Origin of the sequence: Sporanaerobacter sp. (genome assembly GCF_047830725.1) — a bacterium.
Classification (GTDB): Bacteria; Bacillota; Clostridia; order Tissierellales; family Sporanaerobacteraceae; genus Sporanaerobacter.
The window spans coordinates 1,805,238-1,826,887 of the sequence record NZ_CP181252.1 but is presented as its reverse complement, the minus strand read 5'-3'; the positions used below and the strand labels follow the sequence as shown (position 1 = coordinate 1,826,887).

The following is a 21,650-nucleotide window of genomic DNA, read 5'->3' as shown; positions in this document are numbered from 1 at the left end:
AATACCTCACTCCTATCTCCTTCCAAAACGTATAGAAGGGACTACAAAAATATTAGAAAACCATTTATAAATAGGAATTGCTAAAATACTATTATACAATATTTCAATTAGTACAACATTTTTCAAAAAAAGTGGAAAACGAATATTTATACCAAGAAAATAGACAACTACAAAATACAATCCATGATAAGCAATCGTAGAAACAGCTGTAAAAATAAAAGGAATAAATGAGCTTTCTTTGTAAAATTTTTGCTCCATCATACCAACAAAATATCCAATAAAAAAATATACAAAAGCATTTGGACCTATAGTTGTACTAAAAATAATATCTTGAAGTAGTCCAGCCAAAACTCCTACTATTCCCCCAACCTTTTTACCTTTCAAAATAGCTATACAAACTATTATTATCAAGGTCGTATTTGGTATGACGCCAAGTATACCTAGGTGCTGAAAAACGGTACTTTGCAATATAAAATTTGCTAAAACAATTATAAACATTAAAAATCCTTGCAAATTTATATACCTCTTTTCTATTTATTGGATATAACATAAACTTTATAAATTTTCTTAAAATCAACAGCAGGAGTAACAGATATTTGTTTCATCAAATCCTCATCTTTTTTGACAACATCATTTATTTCCCCAATGTACAAATCCTTAACAAACACTCCTCCAAGACCTGATGTGAATAGCTTGTCTCCCTTTACTACATCTGCCTTACTATCAAAAAGATATCCTTTCAATTCATTGTCAATACTACCAGATATTATTCCCCCATCTTGAGTTCTTATAGTTTTAAAAGATATGTTGTTGGTTTCATCAACAATGGATACTACCTTTGCCCAATTATCTCCTACATCAGCCACTCTACCTACTATACCCTCTTTAACAATATTTTGCTCAACTTCTACCCCTTGAATGACAGTATCACCTTTATTTATTCCATCTTTAAGACCTTTGTCTATAATAAATCTGTCAAACCAATTTCCAGGCTCTTTCCCTATAACTTGAGCTTCTATTAAATTAAATTTAGTATTTCTTTTTAAATCTAGTTCATTTTTTAAAAAATCAGATTTAGCAATGATATCTTCATATCTCATATTTTCTTCTTCTAATTTTGCAATTTCTTTTTTCAATTCTTCATTTTCATTTTTCATCTTTCTTATATTCCCTATGGTACTGAAAGCATTAGAAATAGATCTCCCAATATTAAAAAAAACCTTTTCTACTGGAGATAATATATTCCCTATAATTTTTTCAATACCTGTAATTTTAAGTCTCCCACTACTCGTCATGCCAATTACAATAATGAGAATGATAGCAACTATAGTCACTATCATTCTATCTTTATATTTTTTAAATATTGACATATTATATCACCACTTAACCTAATCTTTTATTGTTTGATGTAGTCTTCTTTAATATTTCTATGCTCTCTAAAGCCCTTCCCGTACCTATCGCCACACAATCAAGAGGATCTTCAGCTATATGAACAGGCATTCCTGTCTCACTTTTTATAAGTCTATCAATTCCATTTAGCAATGCACCACCACCAGTAAGCATAATACCTTGTTCCATAATATCTGAGGCCAATTCTGGAGGGGTCTTTTCTAGAGTAAATTTGATAGCATCTATAATATTTGATATGGGTTCTTTCATAGCCTCGTGGATTTCCGATGAAGTAATCTCGATAGTTTTAGGAAGTCCACTTATGAGATCTCGTCCTCTTATCTGCATTTTAGTTTCCTTATTTCCACCATCTGCAGAGCCAATAACTATCTTTACTTCTTCTGCAGTCCTTTCACCTATCATCAAGCTATATTCTTTCTTTATATAATAAACTATTGATTCGTCTAACTCGTCCCCACCAATTCTTATGGACTTGCTAGTCACTATTCCACCTAAAGAAATAATAGCTACTTCTGTAGTTCCTCCACCTATATCTACTATCATACTACCAGTAGCTTCATGAACTGGCAGTCCAGCTCCAATTGCTGCAGCCATTGGCTCTTCTATAAGATAAGCATCCCTTGCTCCAGCATGAATTGTAGCTTCTTCAACAGCTCTCTTTTCGACTTCAGTCACGCCAGAAGGCACACATACAACCACTCTAGGTTGGAAGATAGATTTCTTTTGATTAGCTTTTCTAATAAAATATTTCAACATATTTTGTGTTATATCAAAGTCTGCAATAACACCATCTTTTAATGGTCTTATAGCTACAATATGTCCAGGTGTTCTTCCTATCATCTTTTTAGCTTCTTCACCTACAGCTAATACTTCCTTTGTATTGGTCTGAATAGCCACAACAGAAGGCTCTCTCGTAACAATTCCCTTACCTTTTATATATACTAGAGTATTTGCTGTACCCAAATCAATTCCCATATCTTTAGTAAAAGCACTGAATAATCCCATATTTTTTGCTCCTTCCTTCCATATCTTATATTATATTTCTTTCTTTAAAACTTATATACTTATTATCTCCTATGACAATATGGTCTAACACTTTTATTCCCAAAATATTTCCTGACTCAATTAGTCTATTGGTTATATTTATATCTTCCTTGCTTGGCGTAGGGTCCCCACTGGGATGATTGTGAATAAGTATAATCGAATTGGCACTCCTTCTTATAGCAGCATTAAATACCTCTCTTGGATGAACTATAGAAGAATTGAGATTGCCCACTGAAATATTCTCTATAGTTATTATTTGATTTTTGGTATCAAGTATAGCTACCTTGAAATGTTCCTTTTTCAAATATCTCATATCTTCCATAAGTATATTGACTATATCTATAGGAGAAGCAATTTTAACCTTTTCTTCACCTCTTTGAGCTGAAATTCTCTTTCCCAACTCTACAGCTGCTATTATTTGTGAAGCTTTACACTCTCCTATACCTTTAACTTTTGTCAGCTCTTCAAAAGATGCATCAGCTAAAAATCCAATTCCTGTATTGTCTATGCTGATTAGCCTTTGTCCTAATTCAATAGCAGTGTCTTCTCTATTCCCAGTCCTTATGATAACGGCAATAAGTTCAGCGTTAGACAGAGAATTCACTCCATATTTATGCAATTTTTCTCTAGGCCTTTCACTTAATGGCAAATCTTTAATAGTATAATTTTCCCCCATATTCCTCACCCATTCATAATTTTATAATAAGCTAATACCAAAATATTTTTCTAAAAGCATCTCCAATTTAGGCATTGGCAAACCTACTACATTGGAATAGCAACCCTCTATTTTTTCCACAAGTATTTCCCCATACCCTTGAATACCATAAGCTCCAGCTTTATCTTTATATTCACCTGTATTTAAATATCTTTGTATTTTTTCATCTGTCAAGCTTTTAAAAACAACAGATGTTTTTTCATAATCAACTACTTTTACATTTGTATTAGCTTTTACAATTGCTATCCCAGTAATTACACAATGAGCCCTGCCACTTAAAATCTTTAGCATATTGAAAGCTTCTTCATAATCTTTAGGCTTCCCTAATATTTCATTTTGAAAAACTACTATAGTATCTGCCCCTATGATTATTTCTTCGTCATGAAATGCCTTAGATACATCATAGGCTTTTTCATAAGCCAATGACATAGCTACTTGCTCTGGCAATTCTCCTTGTGCTATTTTTTCTTCAATAGTACTTTTAACTATTTCAATTTTTAAATTGTATTTTTCTATCAGTTCTCGCCTTCTAGGAGAAGCTGAGGCCAATACTATTTTTTTCATGAAATCACCTACATTTTACTTGTATCACAACTCTTTGGAAAACTTTTTTTTAAATTTTTACTTATGAAAATAGAAGATAGCCCTACAAAATAGCCTGTAAAAAGACTAGTCAACAACAAAATAGGCAAATAGGAAAAAATCTTTAAATTTTTCATCATAAGACTAGCTACAGAAACTTGAGCTAAATTGTGTGCTACAGCTCCAAAAATGCTTACTCCTATTAAACTATATATATTTGAAAAATAAGAATATACAATATACATCGTTATGCAACTTAAAACAGAACCCGACAAACTATAAAACAAGCTAGAAATACTACCTGTAGCCAAACTAAAAAGCATACTCTTAAGTACCCCAACAGCTAAAGCCTCTTTAAAGCCAAATATTACAAGTGTGACAAGTACTACCATATTTGACAATCCCAACTTTGCCCCAGGAGCAACAAAAGGTATTGGCATAAAAGACTCCAATATACTAAGTGCCAGTCCCAAAGAAACTAACAATGACAAAAACACAAGTTTTCTCAAATTTTTCATCTATACAACACTCACCTTAATGACTAATATAGTCTATATCATTATCTTTACTTTCTCCTTTTATTTCAATAACCAATTTGTTTGGCAAACAGACTATAACTTCTCCTGGCCTTTCAATATAACCTTGCTTTACATCTAACTTGTCTGGGCAATCTGCTTCAATAACCCTTACCTTTCCATCCCCAATTTCAATTAGATTGTATCCAAATTCGGTTTTAACTGAAATTTGCTTGCCCACCACTTCTGGGCCAAAATATATTTTCTTATAATCCTTTCCATCAACAGATATTATGAAATATTTTTTATCATAATTTGATATATCTCTTTTTACAAAAAATAATGATACTACACTTATTATTATAATAAAAATTATTAAATATTTATCCCCTTTTGTCAACAAAAACACCCTTTATTTTTTCTTTTGTTTATAAATACACATATTAAGTTTACCACTTATATTATTTGTTTACAAGTTACAATTTTTATGAATATGTGTAAAAAAAAGACCTAAAAAATAGGTCTTTTAAGCTTCTTTTATTTCATATCTTCTTTCAAAATACTCCATATAGCACCTGTTGGACATTTCTGTGCACACAATCCACAGTTAATACATTTTTCATAATCTATATGGGCCAAATTGTTTTCAAATTGCATAGCTTTTGGATCTGTAGGACATGCCTTAACGCACATTTGGCATCCAATACATCCAATAGTACACTTTTCTTTAACTGGTTTCCCAAATTCATTGCTCTTACATTTAACTATAACTTTTTGCTTGTATGGAACCAGCTCAATTATTCCTTTAGGACAAGCTTTTATACATTGACCACAAGAAGTACATTTTTCAGGATCAATATTAGCTATACCATCAACTATTTCTATAGCTCCAAATTGGCATACATCCTTACATGTTCCAAAGCCTAAACAGCCATATTGACAGCCTTTGTTTCCTCCTGCCACAATATTTGCAGCTTTGCAATCTTGTATCCCCGTATACTCATATTTTTTAATAGCCTTGCAATCAGTACCTTGACATAATACTTTAGCTACCATCTTTTCTGTATCTTGCCCTGATACTCCCATGATTTCTGCAACCTTATCAGCCACTGCTTTTCCTCCAACAGCACAACCGTTGACTGGAGCCTTTCCTTCAGCAATTGCACTAGCTAAACCATCACAACCCGGAAAACCACATGCACCACAATTGGCACCAGGAAGTACACTTCTTATCTCTTCAACTTTTGGATCTGTTTCAACTGCAAAAGCTTTTGATGCAAGGGAAAGAATCACACCAAACAACAATCCTAATCCCCCTAAAACCAACAATGGATATAATATTGCACTCATTTTCTTCCCTCCTATACAAGTCCATTAAATCCTAAAAATGCAATGCTCATAAGTCCTGCAGATATGAGGGCTATTGGAAAACCTTTCAATGCTTCTGGAATATCTGCCAATTCCAATTGTTCTCTAACACCAGCCATCAATACCAATGCCAATGCAAAACCTACAGATGCTCCCACAGAATTGACAATAGTCTCAATTAAATTGTATCCTTCTTGAATATTTAATATTGCCACACCAAGTACAACACAGTTTGTAGTTATAAGTGGTAAATATACTCCCAAAGCATTGTAAAGTGTAGGACTTGTCTTTTTAATTACCATTTCAACAAATTGAACCAATGTAGCTATGACCAATATAAAAACAATAGTCTGTAGATATTCTAGTCCCAATTTATCTAATATAGCCTTTTGAATAATATAAGTTAAAATAGAAGACAATGTAATAACAAAAGTTACTGCAACTCCCATTCCAAAGGCAGTATCAGTTTTCTTTGATACACCAAGAAAAGGACATATACCTAAAAATCTTGCAAAAACATAGTTGTTTACAAATATAGTGCTAATCAATATAGTAAATAAAGACATTTAGTTTTCCCCCTTTCCTTAAGCTTCAACACTAGCTTTGTCGTTTTTAACTTCATTTTCTCTTTTTTCATTCTTCATCCTAATATTATTAAATATACCAATTAGAATTCCAAGAATAATAAACGCTCCCGGTGGCATGATTGCAATTAAAGCTGGTTGATAAGAAGCACTCATTATTTGATACCCAAATAATGCCCCAGCACCCAAAAGTTCCCTTATGCTACCCAATATCAACAATGCAAGAGTATATCCAAGCCCCATTCCTAATCCGTCCACTATGGATGGTAAAATACCATTCTTTGAAGCAAAAGATTCTGCTCTAGCAAATATTATACAATTAACAACAATCAAAGGGATAAATAGTCCTAAAGCATTATAAATTGTTGGAGAATAAGCTTTCAAAAACATATCAATTATTGTTACAAATGTTGCAATTACAACAACAAACGATGGAATCCTTATCTTATCTGGCACAACATTTCTTATAAGCGATATAACAAGATTTGAACCTATTAGAACTACTGTTACTGCCAATCCCATAGCTATACCATTTACAGCAGAAGTAGTAACAGCTAATGTAGAACACATTCCTATAAGCTGAACAAATATTGGATTTTCTTTTATCAATCCATTGCGAAACACTTGAGATAACTTCAATTTTTACACCTCCCAAAAGTACATTCTTATTTAGACAATTTGTCATTGTATACTTTTATAGCTATATTAACTCCACTTGTCACAGCTCTTGAAGTAATAGTTGCACCAGTTATAGCTTCGACTTCTGCAGCCTGAGATGAAGCACCTTTAACTACTACCAATTCATTTTCTGTTGATTTATCTCTAAATTTATCTTGAAATTCTGGAGTCGTTGATTTTGCACCAAGTCCTGGAGTTTCACTATGATTTAATACTTTCATTCCAGTAATTTTATCTTCAGTAGATATTCCAGTCATTATTTCTATATCTCCACCAAATCCACCTGAAATAGTCTTTATAGTATATCCTACTACATTTCCACCTTCATCTTTTCCTACATATATCTCTAAAACATCTGGATTCGATGATACTATATCACTAAAAGTATTTTCATCTAAAGCTTCAAATTTATTAGCAATAGGAAGTACTTCTTTTCTAGCATTATCATTTGCAATCTTATCTGCTTCAGCAATCTTGACTGAAGTTATATCGTTTGAAAATCCCAAAACTACTGCTGATATGGATGTGATTAACAATAAAATAAGTCCAAGTTTCAATGTCTCATTCATTTATTTCACCTCCCCAAATACTTTAGGTTTAGTAAACCTTTCAATGAGTGGTGTAGCTATATTCATAAGCAATATTGAATAGGAAACACCTTCTGGATATCCTCCCTTGACTCTGATAAGTGCCGTCAAGAATCCTGCTCCTATCCCAAATATTATCTGACCCCAAGGCGTCACTGGAGAAGACGAGTAGTCAGTAGCCATATAAAATGCACCTAAAATCAATCCACCTGCAAATATATGATAAGGTATATATTCAGCTTCAACTCCAAACAATAAAAGCACAAGAACGGTAGTACCTATATAGGCAAAAGGAATTCTCCAACTAATAACCCCTCTAATAAGCAAATATGCTGCACCAATCAATAACAATAGTGCTGAAGTCTCTCCAATAGCACCTGCTATATTTCCTAAAAACATATCTTTAAGAGCTGGTAGTACATTTCCAGCTTCTGCAACAGAAGCTGAAGCTCCAGCATCTGAAAAACCATATTTCATGATTGCCAATGGTGTAGCTGAAGTAACTGCATCTGCCCCTGGTGCCACATAAGTTGACATAAGAGATGGCCAAGATGATAAAAGCATTGCTCTAGCTGCTAGTGCTGGATTCATGAAGTTTTGACCTAAACCTCCAAAAAATTGTTTTACCACAATGATTGCAAAAGCTGAGCCAACAACTGGTAGCCACCAAGGTGCACTAGCTGGCAAATTAAAAGCTAAAAGTATTCCTGTAACAACAGCACTAAAATCATCTACTGTAACTGGTTTCTTAAACACTTTTTGAATTAGTGCCTCAAACACAACTGATGAAATAACAGAAACTAAAATAAGCTTAAATGCATTAAATCCAAAAAAATATATACTTCCAATTACTGCAGGCAAAAGTGCAATGACTACATCTAACATTATCCTTCTAACAGTCTCTTCTGACCTTATGTGAGGTGATGAAGAGGCAATTAATGTATTATCCATGTTTAATTCCTCCTATCTAGTTTAAGCTTTCTTTCTATTTGCAATAATTTCTCTTTTTGCAACTCTTATAGATTCTACTAGTGGCCTTTTAGCTGGACATATAAAAGAACAAGACCCACATTCAACACAGTCCAATGCATTGAATTCTTCTGCCTTTTCATAATCTCTATTTAATGAATATTTACTCAAATATAGCGGTTGTAGATTTACAGGACAAACTTCAACACACTTTCCACATCTTATACAAGGTGATATAGGCTGTGGCTTTGCTTGTTCCTCTGACAATATTAAAATTCCAGAAGTCCCCTTTATAACTGGAACATCATCAGTATACTGACAAATTCCCATCATAGGTCCACCCATGATGATTTTACCAGGAATACCATTGTATCCACCACATTGTTCTATAACTTCTTTAAAGGATGTCCCAATTTTAACAATTAAATTTTGAGGTTCTTTAACTCCTTCTCCCGTTACAGTCACTATCCTCTCGTATACAGGTTTTCCTTCAAGTATTGCCTCAGCAATCGCATTAGCTGTTCCTACATTGTCCACAACAACGCCTACATCCATAGGTAGCCCACCAGATGGAACACATCTTCCTGTCACAGCATTTATGATACGCTTTTCATCTCCCTGTGGGTACTTTGTCTTTAAAGACACTACCTTTATATTGGTTTCTCCTTCACAAGCTTTACGTATAGCTTTCAATGCATCCGGTTTATTGTTTTCAATAGCAATAAATCCATTTTCAACACCTACTGCCTTCATTATAGCCTTAAGACCAAAAACAACCTTTTCAGGTCTTTCAACCATAAGCCTGTGATCTGAAGTAAGATATGGCTCACATTCAGCCCCATTTATAATAATAGTATCAATTTTCTTTTCTGGTGGTGGAGAAAGTTTTACATGAGTCGGAAATCCAGCTCCCCCCATACCTGTAATACCAGCTTCTTTAATAATTTCAAGTATCTCTTTTTGAGACAAGGAATCTAAAGAGCCTTTTGGTTTTATATTTTCATCTAATTCATTGGAACCATCAGATTCTATCACTATACAATTGACAGTCATTCCTACTGGTGAAACCATAGGAGCAATTTTTTTGACAATACCTGAAACACTTGAATGTATTGGAGCAGAAACAAAAGCCTTTGCTTGTCCAATTTTTTGTCCTACCTTTACAGAATCTCCAACTTTGACTAAAACTTCACAAGGTGCTCCTATATGTTGTTGCAAAGGTATAACTACCATCTCTGGTTCTTTTGCCCTTTTTAGGGGAATTCCCGATGTCAATTCCTTATTATGTGGAACATGAACTCCTCCTTTAAAAGTCAAATTATCTAGTTTCATCCTTCCCACCTCTTTATTTATTGTTAATAATTATACAATTTAAATACAATATCTCTCTAATATAAAAGACCCAATTGCCTTTAAATGGGCCCTTTATATCGAATTATTTCTATTATAACATTTATAGCCTTTGTTGTACATAATATATGCTTTTTGCACTAAAAATAACAAATCATACTTGAGAATGCAGCATTAAAATACTTTCATTTATATAATCTTTTATCCATATGAGAACTCTTGGTTCATTGATATTTACTCCATTTAATACTTTTTTCACATTTCGTGTGTCGAAATTAAATTGAGCATTATTATACATATGACTGTATAAAATTTCTATATCACCATCAAGACTTATCAATGTCATAATAGTTTGACCCATATCTCCTAAAGGTGCTCTATCTATATGACTATATCTATAAGAAAATATAACTTTAGTTCCTTTTCCCTGTTCAGATTCAATCTTAAAATTTCCGTCACAGTGAATAGCAGACTCTTTTGCCAGAGCCAATCCTAATCCAACACTTCTAGTCTTTCTAGTAGTAAAAAAAGGATCCGTTACTTTGTCTATCAATTTCTTGTCTATTCCCTTGCCATTGTCCTCGATCTCAATTGTCAATAAATCCAGTTCTAAATCCTCAACTATTATTATGGATATCATATCTGAACCTGCTTCTATGGAATTTCTTGCTATATCTAATATATGAAGAGAAAGTTCTTTCAATTTTATCTACCTCTTTTTTTCTTTTAAATATTTTATCACATCTTTTCTTGCCAATTCATCTATATCAATGAAGTTTTCAGCTTCACTGATATTGTATAAATCATGAGCATCTGAATTTACAATCTTTTTATACCTAGATAAATCCATGAATTTCTTCAATTTTTTTAAATCTCCATAAGGAGATACTTCAATAGTGGCAATTTGAAGTTCTTCTGGTATAAAACCAAGAGTAGATATAATACTATAAGACATTCTATCTACATGGGCAGGTACCATAACTCCATTGTTCAAACTTGCAAATTTGTTTACTTCATCAATAGTATATGAACAGCTACTTATGAGCAATTTGTCCAATTTACCTACAATTTCGTCTTTAGTATCAAGTATCAATTGCTCTTTGAAAAAATTTCCTTTGTTTTTTATATAAGGTAAGCTATCATAGATCCTTTGAGAAAATTTTAATCCATCTTTTACATCTTCAAAAAAACAGAGGACGTGCACTTCTTCCTTTGTAGTCACTTCAATTCCTGGAATAACAAGTATATTTTTATCTTCACCCAATTTCATGATGTTTTCTACATTTTCCATTGTATTGTGATCTGTAATAGATATAATATCAAGTTTTTTTATATAGGCCATATTTACAATATTGTTGGGAGTCATATCACGAGATGCACAAGGAGACAAAGCTGAATGTATGTGAAGATCTATACTATAATCCATATCAAATACCTAAATCATTTAATCTACAAGCTATTCTATAGCTATTTAAATTGCTTCTAAACAGTGGCATATTTATTTCATTAGCCTTTTTTATAGTTTCTTCATCTATTTCCATACTTTCTGCCACAATAATACACGAAGTACCAACAAGGGTAGCCACTGCTATGATATTTAAATGCGTTTGTATGGTTATCCAAATATTATTTTCACTTGCACTAGACATGACTACACTCAACAAATCCCCTATATATGCACCATCAACTTCCTTATCTTCTTCATTATATCCAGCAATTACCTCTAAATTTAAACTTTCTTTTACCTTTTTTAAATTCATAAACATTTCCTCCTATTTAAAAATACAATCTTCTACATTGGCAAATCCTCTCACTACATCTTCTGCCAAAGCTCTACATGTAGGAGCTCCACAAGAACCACAATCCAATCCTGGAAGAAAATCTAATATTTCTTCTATCTTTTCAAACTTTTCAATGGCTTTTTGTATATCATCATCAAGAGTTAATATTCCTTTAGGCTCAATATTTTCCGTCCAATTTATAAATCCATTTTTTAAATAATAGTCTACATACTTATCCTCTATATATATTGATGATTTATATTCTTTCTTTGTAGCTTTGGTTGACAATTCTCTTACAATGCTTTTAGCTATAAAAGGATTCTCTACATTTAAAGGACCTCCTACACATCCTCCTATACAAGCAAGCCCTTCAAAAAATACTACTCCATCCAATTTCCCCAACTCTATTTCTTCCAAAATATTTATGACATTTTCTATACCATCTACTGCAATATAATTATCCACATCAATAGAATAGCTTTGACCACCAACTCTAGCCCAACCTATTCCACTTGGAGTAGCCCTTTCATACTCGCAAATACTTTCTACATCCTTCATCTTTTTAACTATCTCCCCATAAATCTTGTTTATAGCTATAGCACCATCCAAAGAAGAGTCCTTTATACCTATGGGGTTTTTTATACTAGTCACTTTTGCTGGACAAGGTGTCAAATAAAACACACCAACTTCTTCTTTTTTATATCCATATTTCTTCATAGCCATATCCTTTGCTATCCTTCCAGCCACTTCCATAGCTGATTCTACAGTTATTATATTGTCAATAAGAGAAGAAAATCTCACTTGTATAAGTCTTAAAACCGCTGGACAAAAAGAAGAAATAATGGGTTTAGGCAAATTGTTGTTTTTTATCATATCCTTTATTGTTACAGAAAGGATATCAGCTGCTATTCCCTCATCAAAGACATCGTCAAATCCTAACATTTTTATTCCTTCATATACCTTGTTCATATCTGTCTTCGAACTAAACTGTCCATATAGTGTAATCCCAGGAATAGCAATATTGTATTTGAACTCTTTCAATTTATCCAAACTGTCCGTTATTGAATCTTGAGCATGACTGGGACATACCCTTATACATTCTCCACAATCAACACATCTTTCCTTGATGATGTGGGCTTTTTTATTTCTAACCCTTATGGCTTCTGTAGGACAACGTCTCATGCAATGAGTGCAACCTATACACTTATCTTCATTCAACAATACCGAATGGATATATTTTCCCATCTCTATACCACCCAATCTTTTTTTATTTTAAATAAATCTTCATATTGACACATGTTTCATTCCCTTCGCTAGATAATATCTCAAAATCATCACAAAATTTTCTCATATTGGGTAAACCCATACCAGCCCCAAATCCTAATTCTCTTACATCATTAGGTGCCGTAGAATATCCTTCTTGCATTGCCAAATCCAAATCTTTAATTCCAGGGCCCTTATCTTTAGCTACAATTTCAATACATTCTGGAGATACTGTCACAAAAATTTTGCCTCCCTTTGAATGAATAACAATGTTCATCTCCGCTTCATAAGTAACTATAGCAGCTTTTCTAATTATTTTAGAATTTATGCCTAAATGAGTAAGCATTTTTTTCATATTGCTAGAAGCTTCACCTGCTCTGGAAAAATCATTCTCCAATATTTCATATTCCAATTTAATCAGACTATGACTCATTTCTCTATTGATCCTTCCTTTATTTTTAGACCTTCTAAACCATTTTTATAGAGTTTTCCAGAAGCTGTATACATAGTATCCGTAGTGAACAATATAGTTAAATGATTGTTTTTAGCCAACTCAATTAAATCACTACCGGGAAGCTTGCCTCTTACAAAAACTATAGCAGGTAAATCCATCATTTCAGCAGTTCTTATGACTTGCGGATTGTTAAGACCTGTAAGCAGTATAGTATCCTCATTTACATACGCCAGTACATCACTCATTAAATCTGAACTAAAGGCATATAAAACCTCTCTGTCCAGGTATTCTTCTCCAACTATAACCTTTGCCTCCAATATCTCTTGAATTTCTCTTAATTTCAACTAGGCACCTCCTCAAAATTTATTTTATAGTAAAACTTAATTGAAGCGGATCATTTGGGTAAATAAAATTTGAAGCTGTAATACCCAGCAATCTAATCTTTTTATTTATTAAAAACTTATTTTTAAATATAAACAGACTTATTTTATATATAGTTTCAAAATCATCTGTAGGAATATTCAATGTAATGCTCCTAGTTTCAGTTGAAAAATCCTCATACTTGAGCTTTACAGTTATAGTTCTTGCCAACAATCCATTATGCTCCAATTTGTAGGAAATATTTAGCGAATATTCTTGCAACTTCGTATACATAAACTCCATATCCAAAGTATCTTTGACAAAAGTTTCTTCCTCTCCAATTGATTGACTAGCAATATTCATTTCCACAGGTCTATTGTCAATCCCCATAGAAAACTCAAAGAGTTCCTCTCCTCTCTTGCCAAATTTATCAATCAATACATTTACATCATAATTTTGCAAATCACCAATAGTGTATATTCCCAATTTTTTTAGTTCTCTTTCTGTTTTAGGACCTATCCCCCACAATTTCCTCAAAGAAAGTGGCCTTAAAAAATCTACTGCTTCTTCTTCTCCAATGATAGTCAAACCATCTGGCTTATTTGTATCAGAGGCAATTTTAGCCAAAAGTTTATTTACAGATATCCCTACAGAAGCTGTTAAATCCAATTCATCCTTTATATTTCTTTTTATATTCATTGCTGTACTTAAAGGTTCTTTCCCCGTTATATCAATAAAAGCTTCATCTATAGAAACAGGTTCTATTGTATGACTATATCTTCTAAATATATCATTTATGCTTCTTGAAACTTCTTTATATTTTTTCATATTTACCGGAAGAAATATTCCTTCTGGACAAAGTTTTTTCGCCATAGCTATAGACATAGCAGAATGAACTCCATATTTTCTCGCCTCATAAGAAGCTGTAGAAACTACTCCTCTATTTTCCAAACTACCGCCCACAATCACAGGCTTGTTTTTAAATTTCTTGTTGTCTCTTTGTTCTACTGAGGCAAAAAATGCATCCATATCCACATGAATTATAGTCCTACTATTCATAAAATCACACCTTAGTATTTACTAGCTCAATTTCTATTCTAACACATTAAAAGATAATTAATTTCAATAAATTTACTTATCAAAAAAGAATGACTTTATCACTGCAAAATACTCTCTTATATATTGTGGAACAACAATTGATATAGGAGTTTTGGCAGGCAATCCATATGGAATCATACCCAATCTTTTGGCCAAAAACTTTGCTCTAAATATATGATATTTGTTGGTAGCAATTAAAACTTTTATATTTTCTTTATCATCTATTTCTTTGATTTTTTCTAAACTAAATTGCAGATTTTCAAAAGTAGAAATAGATTTATCTTCAATGATTATCATGTCTTTGTCAATTCCATTGTCTACTAAATATTCTTTCATTGCCTGTCCTTCTGATATATCTTCGTCTATGCCTTGTCCACCTGATACTATTACTTTTACATCTCTGTTTTGACTTAAATACTCTTTTGCAACCTTAAGCCTTTCCAATAGCGCTGGTGAAGGTTTATCTCCATAAAGTCTAGCTCCCAAAACTATAACATAATCAACCTTATCTACTGTTTTTCTACTCCCTTCAACAATAATCAAAACTTCAACAATTAAAAAAGACATAAATACCATTAATGCCAAAGTAGTTATTATTTTAAGTATTATTTTCTTCATTTGCTTTTTCCTTTCTGTTCGATTGCTCCATTGATTGGAATAATCAAAAACCACATTCTATCTATATTCCCACATTCTTATTATATACTTAATACTATATTAGCATATAATTTATAAATTTGATTATATCTTTCAATAAATGTTTTAATTTTATATAATTCTCATTTTACACAATATGCATATATTACCTTATTATGAATTTTTCTATAGAAATTATAAAAAAGACGTCTAACTGCTAATTGATTTTAGCAACTAAACGTCTCTTTCTTTCTTAGTGGTGCAGGAGAAGGGATTTGAACCCTCAAGGCTATTGCCATACGCCCCTCAAACGTACGTGTCTGCCAATTCCACCACTCCTGCAATTTAACATATCCACTATATATTATAATGATTTTTGGCAATTTATCAACAGTTATTTTTGTTGATATTTCTTTGGAATATACCATTCTTCAATATTGTCGTATATATTGTAAAATTGTGGTTCTATATTCCCTTTTACTTTTTTGTCTAAAAGCAAAGCTTTATTTCTAAAAAAAAGACTCACATAGGGCAATTCTTCAACTATTTTAGTTTCCAATTTGTCATAGGCATTCTTTTTCATTTCTCTATTAGGAGCACTAAATGCTTCTACCAACAATTCGTCCATCTCTTCATCTTGATAGCTGATGAAATTGGTTCCATACTGAATTTGAGATGAATGAAAAGCAAAAGACAAATCTGGAACACTAGACAATTGCCATCCCAACAAGGCTACATCAAAATTTCCTCTATCTAATTTCCCTCTAAATGTTTCCCAATCATTTTCTATCATTTCTTCAGTGAGCTTGTCAGGAATTTCTTCAGCATAATCTTTTATCACTTCAATTCCTATTTGTTTCAAGTTTTCTGCTATCATCTCCGCAGTTTTAAATCTCAATGGGTTGTAGGAATTTGTAGATAGTCTTATGGAGAGTTTGTTTCCATTTTCATCTTCACATATTCCATCCCCATCTCTATCTATCCATCCAGCTTTATCTAATACTTCTTTGGCTTTTGATTTATTATAACCATATATACTTGCTTCTTGATTAAGTAGCCAAGAATCTGGATGTATAGGCAAATCAGTTTGTGTAGCGTGACCTAAATATACCTTTTGAATTATAGCTTGTCTGTCTATTCCATAGGCAATAGCTTTTCTTATAGCTAATCCACTTTCATCAGCAAATATTTCATTTTTAAAATTGAAAGCTAAAAACTCATAGTTTTGTGAAACATATTCATATATTTTTACTCTATCCTTTTGTGTATACTTTTCCCAATCAACATCAACAGTATTAGCTAAATCAACTTGTCCTGTTTCAAAGGCTGTAAGAGACAATTCTTCATCATCTAGCACTTTGCCAACAATCGTATCAATATAGGGTCTTCCCTTCCACCATTCTTCATTAGCAACTAATTTTATAGTTTTAAGCTTCTCATATTGACTAAATTTATATGGTCCAGTCCCAATTGGATTATATCCTTCATCGTTTAAAGCATTTATATATGAAGCTTTCTCATTTTTCGCTATAAATCGATGTTTAGGTACAATTGGAAAAGTCAAAATTTCTAGTGCATTGCTATAAGATCTATCAAAATATATTTCTAAATTGTAATCATCAACTATTTTTACATCTAAAATATGTCTTATATCTGAAGTACTGAAAGGTTTCAGTCCATTGAGTATCAAATCTTTATAAGCCGACTCCCCACTCCCATATTTAATAGCATTTATAGTAAAAGCCACATCATCTGCTGTAAATTTCTCTCCATCATGCCAATACACATCATCTTTAAGTCTAATATCTACAACCTTTCCTTCATCTCTTATTGAGTAATCTTCTGCAAGACAATTTTCTATATTTAAATTGCTATCTAATTGAAACAAGCTCTCGAAAATTAATTTACTAAAATGATAAAAACTTGCATTTTCGCTTAAAAGAGGATTTAATGATTTAATTGTCGTAATAGGTACTACCAATTCTCCTCCATATTCTGGTTCATCACTTTCATTGGCAACTGTTTCGCTTTTATCTTCTAATGTTTCAATATCCTTTTCTATTTTTGCCTTATTTTCACATCCTGTCATGAATGACAAGGAAATGATTGTCAGCACAAGAAATAATATTAGCTTTTTTTTCAACGCTTTTTCCCCCTCATGTTCAAACTAAACATCAATATAATTTTCAAACATTTTAATGAATTTATTTTTCATATCTTTCTTGAAATCATACCTAGATGAACTTTCCATGTCAAAAGTATTTTTGTAGATTTTTTTATACATTTCATAATTTTTAAGTACCTTTTCTACATAATCACTAGTTTCTTTAAAAGGTATATAATCTAAACTTTTCCCATCTTTGCTATATCTATCATCTTTAAGCCATTTGTTCACATTGCCACTTCCTCCATTATATGCTGCCAATATGAGCTGTAAATTTCCATTAAATTCATCTGCAAGAACGCTTAAATACCAACAGCCAATCCTTATATTTATCTCTGGATCATATAAGGATTCCAACGTAAAATCCTGTATATCTATTTTTTCAGAGGCCCATTTTCCTGTATTAGGTGAAATTTGCATAAGCCCTCGTGCATCTTTTTTAGACATGGCAAATGTATCATATTTGCTCTCTACATTGATTATAGCAGCAACCAGATGAGAATCTATATTGTAATTTTGTGAATATTTTTTTATATAATTTTCATAGTCAATTGGATATATAATTTTTACAACTAGCTTTATACTTACAAACAACAACACGGCAATCAATATGCAAATGAAAAATCTCTTGATTTTATGATTAAATAACTTTGCCAAATTATATACCTCCGATATCTATTTGAGATTTTCTATGAGAATTTCTACTTTCTCTTTGAGTTCTTCAAGATTTCCATTGTTGTTTATAATTTTATCTGCATATTTTTTTTTGCAATCCATGGAAATTTGTGATTTTATTCTAGCTAAAGCTTCTTCATTGGAAAGACCATTTCTTTTTTTTAGCCTTTCTAATTGAATTTTTTCATCTACATAAACTAGCCATATCTCATCTATATTGATTCCATAAACTTTAAATTTATCCAACTCCTCAATCAAAAGAGGAATGTCTAAAAAAATAACCCTTTCTATTTTAGAATATTTATCTATTTCATCCTTTATAGCTTGAAAAATTCTAGGATGAACTATACTATTTAATTTTTTTCTTATATTTTCATCTTCAAATGTCAATTTCCCTAGTTCTATTCTATCAATAGTCAAATCTTCTTTTAATATTTTTTCTCCAAACTCTCCTACAATATCAATATACGCTGATTCTCCTACACATACTACTTTTCTTGCTATTTTGTCTGCATCTATGACTTTAAAGCCTTTTTCAATTAAAAGATTGGTAACTGTACTTTTCCCCGATGCAATTCCTCCAGTTAGACCAATTATCTTGCAACTACTTTGTTTCATACCAACTATCTCCCATCATTATATCTACTTTCAATGGCACATTTAATTTTATAGAGTTCTCCATTGTGTTTTTTAAGATTTCCCTAACTTCATCTTTTTCATCTTTATATGTCTCTATAATGAGCTCATCATGAACTTGAAGTATAAGCTTGGATTTTAAATTTCTCAATTTAAGTTCTTTATATACCCTTACCATGGCAACTTTTATAATATCTGCCGCACTTCCTTGAATAGGAGTATTCATAGCAACTCTTTCTCCAAAAGATCTGACTACATAGTTTTTAGATTTCAATTCAGGAAGATATCTTCTCCTATTCAATATAGTTTCTACAAAGCCCTCTTTCTTCCCAAATTCCACGATTTCATCCATGTACTCCTTTACTTTCTTGTAATTCTTTAGATAATTATCTATATATTCTTTTGCCTCTTTTCTAGAAATATTTAAATCCCTTGACAATCCATAGTCACTAATTCCATACACAATTCCAAAATTCACTGCTTTTGCTCTGCTTCTCATAATAGATGTGACTTCTTCTTTAGGTACATTAAATACTTCACTAGCAGTTTTGGTATGAATATCTTCATTGTTATAAAATGCTTCTTTTAATTTTGGATCATCTGAAATATGAGCCAATACTCTCAATTCAATTTGTGAATAATCTCCATCTATCAAGATATAGTCTTTATTTTGTGGAACAAAAGCTTTTCTTATTTTTCTTCCTTCCTCTGTTTTTACAGGTATATTCTGTAGATTTGGCTCCGTACTACTAATTCTACCTGTATTCGTTATAGTCTGGTTAAAGCTTGAATGCACTCTATCTGTATTTTTATCTACAAGATTCATAAGACCATCAATGTATGTAGACTTTAATTTTACAATTTGTCTATACTTTAATATATTTTCTACAATAGGATGTTTATCTTTAAGTTTATCTAATACTTCTGCATCTGTTGAATACCCTGTTTTCGTTTTTTTTATAATTGGTAATTCTAATTTATCAAACAATATTTCTCCCAATTGTTTAGTTGAATTTATATTAAATTCCTCTCCCGCTAATTCATATATTTCTCTTGTCAAATCGTCTATTTCTTTGTCAAATTCACTTCCTAGTTCTTTCAATATTTCCACATCAATTTTAAAACCATAGTACTCCATGCTTGCCAATACTTCAGCAAGTGGAAGTTCCACATCATAATAAAGTTCTTTCATTCCTTGACTTTCAATGATTCCAACAATCTTATCTTCTAACATATATACTAAATCTAATATTTTAGCAAAATATTGTCCTCTTTCATCTATGGATAAAGCTTTATAAGTTTTTTTATTTTTACCTTTTCCCAATAGTTCTTCTTCCTTTTCTATATTGAGATTTAAATACTCATTGCTCAATTTAGAAATGCTATAATCTGTTTCCGATGGATTTATTAAATACTCACCTATCATGCTATCAAAAGTAATAGAACTAATTTTTATACCCAATTTAAAAAGTCCTAGTATATCATTCTTTATATTGTGTCCTGAAACCAATATATCTTCTCTTTCAAATACTTCTTTAAAGCTATTTTGAAACTTTAATAGCAGTTCATTTCCCTCAAAATTTATATAATAAGTGCTATGTCCTTTTGGCTTAATTGCAATTCCCAATATTTCAGATTTAAGAATATCATCATCACCATATACAAATTTAAAGGCAAATGCTTTTGATTTAAGTATTTCATCAACAATTTCATGAAATTTAGATTCACTTTCTATCAATGTAAATTCTGATATATAATATTTTGTGTTTGTCTCAATTTTATCTTTTGGTATCTTTTCTATTAGTGATTTAAATTCCAATTTTTCATAGATTTCTTTTAATTTTTCCCAATCTGGTTCTTCATATTTTAGTTCTTCTAAATTTAATTCCAATGGAACACTGGTGACAATTTCAGCTAGTCTTCTGCTTAAAAAGGCTTGTTGCTTATATTCTATGAGAGACTCTTTTAATTTATTTCCACTTACTTCTTCTATATTTTCATATATATTTTCTATAGAACCAAATTGTTTCAACAACTTAAGTCCTGTTTTTTCTCCTATACCAGGAACTCCAGGTATATTGTCTGATTTATCTCCCATAAGTCCTTTCAAATCTATGAATTGTTCTGGAGTTATGCCGTACTTGTCAATCATGGCTTCTTTGTCAAACACTTCTAGTTCTGTTATACCTTTTTTAGTCACTAGTACTTTAGATTTATCTGAAGCTAATTGTAAGTAATCTCTATCTCCAGAAACCAATATGACATTTAAATTTTTTTCTTCTCCAAATCTAGCAACAGTTCCTGCTATATCATCTGCTTCATAACCTTCAATTTCTATTTGATTTATATTCATTGCCTTAAGTATTTCTTTTAATATTGGAAACTGCAATGATAGTTCATTTGGTGCTTTTTGTCTATTGGCCTTATATAAATCAAATTCTAAATGTCTAAAAGTCGGAGCTTTCATATCAAATGCAACACATAAATATTTAGGATTGTATTCATCTGTTATTTTATATAGCATAGTCAAAAATCCATATACTCCATTCGTATAAATTCCATCTTTTGTTGATAACAATGGTAATGCATAAAAAGCTCTATGTAATAAACTACTGCCATCTATTATGATCAGAGTATCTTTATCCAACAAAATCATCCCCTTAAAATTTGTGATTAACCACTAAACATATATTAAGTATATATGAAAAAAGTTGTTCAGTAAATAATTTAAATAAAATACTTGCATTTTATTCTTTTTTGTGGTACTATATTTTTTGTAGT

Annotated in this window: 25 protein-coding genes and 1 tRNA gene; all 26 read right to left on the bottom strand. The window is 31.6% G+C overall.

Annotation, left to right across the window (positions count from 1 at the left end; genetic code table 11):
- Positions 1-12 precede the first annotated feature (12 nt).
- Complete coding sequence (gene mreD / locus ACFWUA_RS09035; protein WP_416197694.1) at positions 13-513, bottom strand: rod shape-determining protein MreD; 501 nt, start codon at positions 511-513, stop codon at positions 13-15.
- Positions 514-530: 17 nt separating this feature from the next.
- Positions 531-1,370: a rod shape-determining protein MreC gene (gene mreC / locus ACFWUA_RS09030; RefSeq protein WP_416197693.1), complete on the bottom strand. Its 840-nt coding sequence runs from the start codon at positions 1,368-1,370 to the stop codon at positions 531-533.
- Between the two features lie 13 nt (positions 1,371-1,383).
- Entirely contained in the window at positions 1,384-2,415 is a 1,032-nt protein-coding gene (locus tag ACFWUA_RS09025; RefSeq protein WP_416197692.1) for a rod shape-determining protein, read from the bottom strand.
- A 25-nt stretch (positions 2,416-2,440) separates the two neighbouring features.
- Positions 2,441-3,130 carry a RadC family protein gene (gene radC, locus ACFWUA_RS09020; protein WP_416197691.1) on the bottom strand — a complete coding sequence of 230 codons (690 nt, stop codon included), beginning with the start codon at positions 3,128-3,130 and terminating at the stop codon, positions 2,441-2,443.
- A 21-nt stretch (positions 3,131-3,151) separates the two neighbouring features.
- Entirely contained in the window at positions 3,152-3,733 is a 582-nt protein-coding gene (locus tag ACFWUA_RS09015) for a Maf family protein (RefSeq protein WP_416197690.1), read from the bottom strand.
- A gap of 8 nt (positions 3,734-3,741) precedes the next feature.
- Positions 3,742-4,269, bottom strand: coding sequence for a Gx transporter family protein (locus tag ACFWUA_RS09010; RefSeq protein ID WP_416197689.1), 528 nt, complete (start codon positions 4,267-4,269; stop codon positions 3,742-3,744).
- A 16-nt stretch (positions 4,270-4,285) separates the two neighbouring features.
- Positions 4,286-4,675: a NusG domain II-containing protein gene (locus ACFWUA_RS09005; protein WP_416197688.1), complete on the bottom strand. Its 390-nt coding sequence runs from the start codon at positions 4,673-4,675 to the stop codon at positions 4,286-4,288.
- 128 nt (positions 4,676-4,803) lie between these two features.
- Complete coding sequence (locus ACFWUA_RS09000) at positions 4,804-5,616, bottom strand: RnfABCDGE type electron transport complex subunit B (protein WP_416197687.1); 813 nt, start codon at positions 5,614-5,616, stop codon at positions 4,804-4,806.
- Between the two features lie 11 nt (positions 5,617-5,627).
- Complete coding sequence (rsxA, locus tag ACFWUA_RS08995; RefSeq protein ID WP_416197686.1) at positions 5,628-6,200, bottom strand: electron transport complex subunit RsxA; 573 nt, start codon at positions 6,198-6,200, stop codon at positions 5,628-5,630.
- Between the two features lie 18 nt (positions 6,201-6,218).
- Positions 6,219-6,857, bottom strand: a complete 639-nt coding sequence (gene rsxE, locus ACFWUA_RS08990) for an electron transport complex subunit RsxE (RefSeq protein WP_416197685.1) — start codon at positions 6,855-6,857, stop codon at positions 6,219-6,221.
- 26 nt (positions 6,858-6,883) lie between these two features.
- On the bottom strand, positions 6,884-7,465 hold the full coding sequence (locus ACFWUA_RS08985; protein WP_416197684.1) for an RnfABCDGE type electron transport complex subunit G: 582 nt from the start codon (positions 7,463-7,465) through the stop codon (positions 6,884-6,886).
- Positions 7,466-8,434 carry an RnfABCDGE type electron transport complex subunit D gene (locus tag ACFWUA_RS08980; RefSeq protein WP_416197683.1) on the bottom strand — a complete coding sequence of 323 codons (969 nt, stop codon included), beginning with the start codon at positions 8,432-8,434 and terminating at the stop codon, positions 7,466-7,468.
- A 21-nt stretch (positions 8,435-8,455) separates the two neighbouring features.
- The gene (rsxC, locus tag ACFWUA_RS08975; protein ID WP_416197682.1) at positions 8,456-9,784 is read right to left on the bottom strand and encodes an electron transport complex subunit RsxC; all 1,329 of its coding nucleotides are present in this window, start codon (positions 9,782-9,784) and stop codon (positions 8,456-8,458) included.
- A 172-nt stretch (positions 9,785-9,956) separates the two neighbouring features.
- Entirely contained in the window at positions 9,957-10,505 is a 549-nt protein-coding gene (locus tag ACFWUA_RS08970) for an ATP-binding protein (protein ID WP_416197681.1), read from the bottom strand.
- A 6-nt stretch (positions 10,506-10,511) separates the two neighbouring features.
- Positions 10,512-11,228, bottom strand: a complete 717-nt coding sequence (locus tag ACFWUA_RS08965; protein WP_416197680.1) for a PHP domain-containing protein — start codon at positions 11,226-11,228, stop codon at positions 10,512-10,514.
- 1 nt (position 11,229) lies between these two features.
- Positions 11,230-11,562 carry a DRTGG domain-containing protein gene (locus ACFWUA_RS08960; RefSeq protein WP_416197679.1) on the bottom strand — a complete coding sequence of 111 codons (333 nt, stop codon included), beginning with the start codon at positions 11,560-11,562 and terminating at the stop codon, positions 11,230-11,232.
- Positions 11,563-11,574: 12 nt separating this feature from the next.
- Positions 11,575-12,828 carry a [Fe-Fe] hydrogenase large subunit C-terminal domain-containing protein gene (locus tag ACFWUA_RS08955; RefSeq protein ID WP_416197678.1) on the bottom strand — a complete coding sequence of 418 codons (1,254 nt, stop codon included), beginning with the start codon at positions 12,826-12,828 and terminating at the stop codon, positions 11,575-11,577.
- A 22-nt stretch (positions 12,829-12,850) separates the two neighbouring features.
- On the bottom strand, positions 12,851-13,279 hold the full coding sequence (locus ACFWUA_RS08950; protein ID WP_416197677.1) for an ATP-binding protein: 429 nt from the start codon (positions 13,277-13,279) through the stop codon (positions 12,851-12,853).
- Positions 13,276-13,644, bottom strand: coding sequence for a DRTGG domain-containing protein (locus ACFWUA_RS08945; RefSeq protein ID WP_416197676.1), 369 nt, complete (start codon positions 13,642-13,644; stop codon positions 13,276-13,278). Before ACFWUA_RS08945 ends, ACFWUA_RS08950 begins: the two co-directional genes overlap by 4 nt.
- 19 nt (positions 13,645-13,663) lie before the next feature.
- Positions 13,664-14,719 carry a DNA polymerase IV gene (locus ACFWUA_RS08940; protein WP_416197675.1) on the bottom strand — a complete coding sequence of 352 codons (1,056 nt, stop codon included), beginning with the start codon at positions 14,717-14,719 and terminating at the stop codon, positions 13,664-13,666.
- 72 nt (positions 14,720-14,791) lie between these two features.
- Entirely contained in the window at positions 14,792-15,376 is a 585-nt protein-coding gene (locus ACFWUA_RS08935; protein ID WP_416197674.1) for a YdcF family protein, read from the bottom strand.
- 275 nt (positions 15,377-15,651) lie between these two features.
- Positions 15,652-15,736 (bottom strand) — tRNA-Leu (locus ACFWUA_RS08930).
- A gap of 52 nt (positions 15,737-15,788) precedes the next feature.
- On the bottom strand, positions 15,789-17,537 hold the full coding sequence (locus tag ACFWUA_RS08925; RefSeq protein WP_416197673.1) for a peptide ABC transporter substrate-binding protein: 1,749 nt from the start codon (positions 17,535-17,537) through the stop codon (positions 15,789-15,791).
- Between the two features lie 24 nt (positions 17,538-17,561).
- The gene (locus tag ACFWUA_RS08920; protein ID WP_416197672.1) at positions 17,562-18,215 is read right to left on the bottom strand and encodes a lytic transglycosylase domain-containing protein; all 654 of its coding nucleotides are present in this window, start codon (positions 18,213-18,215) and stop codon (positions 17,562-17,564) included.
- Positions 18,216-18,233: 18 nt separating this feature from the next.
- Positions 18,234-18,851, bottom strand: coding sequence for a dephospho-CoA kinase (gene coaE / locus ACFWUA_RS08915; RefSeq protein ID WP_416197671.1), 618 nt, complete (start codon positions 18,849-18,851; stop codon positions 18,234-18,236).
- A complete protein-coding gene (gene polA, locus ACFWUA_RS08910; RefSeq protein ID WP_416197670.1) occupies positions 18,838-21,525 on the bottom strand; it encodes a DNA polymerase I in 2,688 nt (895 codons plus the stop codon). Before polA ends, coaE begins: the two co-directional genes overlap by 14 nt.
- Between the last annotated feature and the right edge of the window lie 125 nt (positions 21,526-21,650).

Coding starts and splice junctions, on each gene's coding strand:
- ACFWUA_RS08980 (WP_416197683.1), bottom strand. CDS start 8,434: ATGGATAATACATTAATTGCCTCTTCATCACCTCACATAAGGTCAGAA.
- ACFWUA_RS08935 (WP_416197674.1), bottom strand. CDS start 15,376: ATGAAGAAAATAATACTTAAAATAATAACTACTTTGGCATTAATGGTA.
- polA (WP_416197670.1), bottom strand. CDS start 21,525: ATGATTTTGTTGGATAAAGATACTCTGATCATAATAGATGGCAGTAGT.
- mreC (WP_416197693.1), bottom strand. CDS start 1,370: ATGTCAATATTTAAAAAATATAAAGATAGAATGATAGTGACTATAGTT.
- ACFWUA_RS08940 (WP_416197675.1), bottom strand. CDS start 14,719: ATGAATAGTAGGACTATAATTCATGTGGATATGGATGCATTTTTTGCC.
- rsxC (WP_416197682.1), bottom strand. CDS start 9,784: ATGAAACTAGATAATTTGACTTTTAAAGGAGGAGTTCATGTTCCACAT.
- ACFWUA_RS09010 (WP_416197689.1), bottom strand. CDS start 4,269: ATGAAAAATTTGAGAAAACTTGTGTTTTTGTCATTGTTAGTTTCTTTG.
- ACFWUA_RS08985 (WP_416197684.1), bottom strand. CDS start 7,465: ATGAATGAGACATTGAAACTTGGACTTATTTTATTGTTAATCACATCC.
- radC (WP_416197691.1), bottom strand. CDS start 3,130: ATGGGGGAAAATTATACTATTAAAGATTTGCCATTAAGTGAAAGGCCT.
- coaE (WP_416197671.1), bottom strand. CDS start 18,851: ATGAAACAAAGTAGTTGCAAGATAATTGGTCTAACTGGAGGAATTGCA.
- rsxA (WP_416197686.1), bottom strand. CDS start 6,200: ATGTCTTTATTTACTATATTGATTAGCACTATATTTGTAAACAACTAT.
- ACFWUA_RS08965 (WP_416197680.1), bottom strand. CDS start 11,228: ATGGATTATAGTATAGATCTTCACATACATTCAGCTTTGTCTCCTTGT.
- ACFWUA_RS08950 (WP_416197677.1), bottom strand. CDS start 13,279: ATGAGTCATAGTCTGATTAAATTGGAATATGAAATATTGGAGAATGAT.
- ACFWUA_RS08955 (WP_416197678.1), bottom strand. CDS start 12,828: ATGGGAAAATATATCCATTCGGTATTGTTGAATGAAGATAAGTGTATA.
- ACFWUA_RS09000 (WP_416197687.1), bottom strand. CDS start 5,616: ATGAGTGCAATATTATATCCATTGTTGGTTTTAGGGGGATTAGGATTG.
- ACFWUA_RS09025 (WP_416197692.1), bottom strand. CDS start 2,415: ATGGGATTATTCAGTGCTTTTACTAAAGATATGGGAATTGATTTGGGT.
- ACFWUA_RS09015 (WP_416197690.1), bottom strand. CDS start 3,733: ATGAAAAAAATAGTATTGGCCTCAGCTTCTCCTAGAAGGCGAGAACTG.
- ACFWUA_RS08960 (WP_416197679.1), bottom strand. CDS start 11,562: ATGAATTTAAAAAAGGTAAAAGAAAGTTTAAATTTAGAGGTAATTGCT.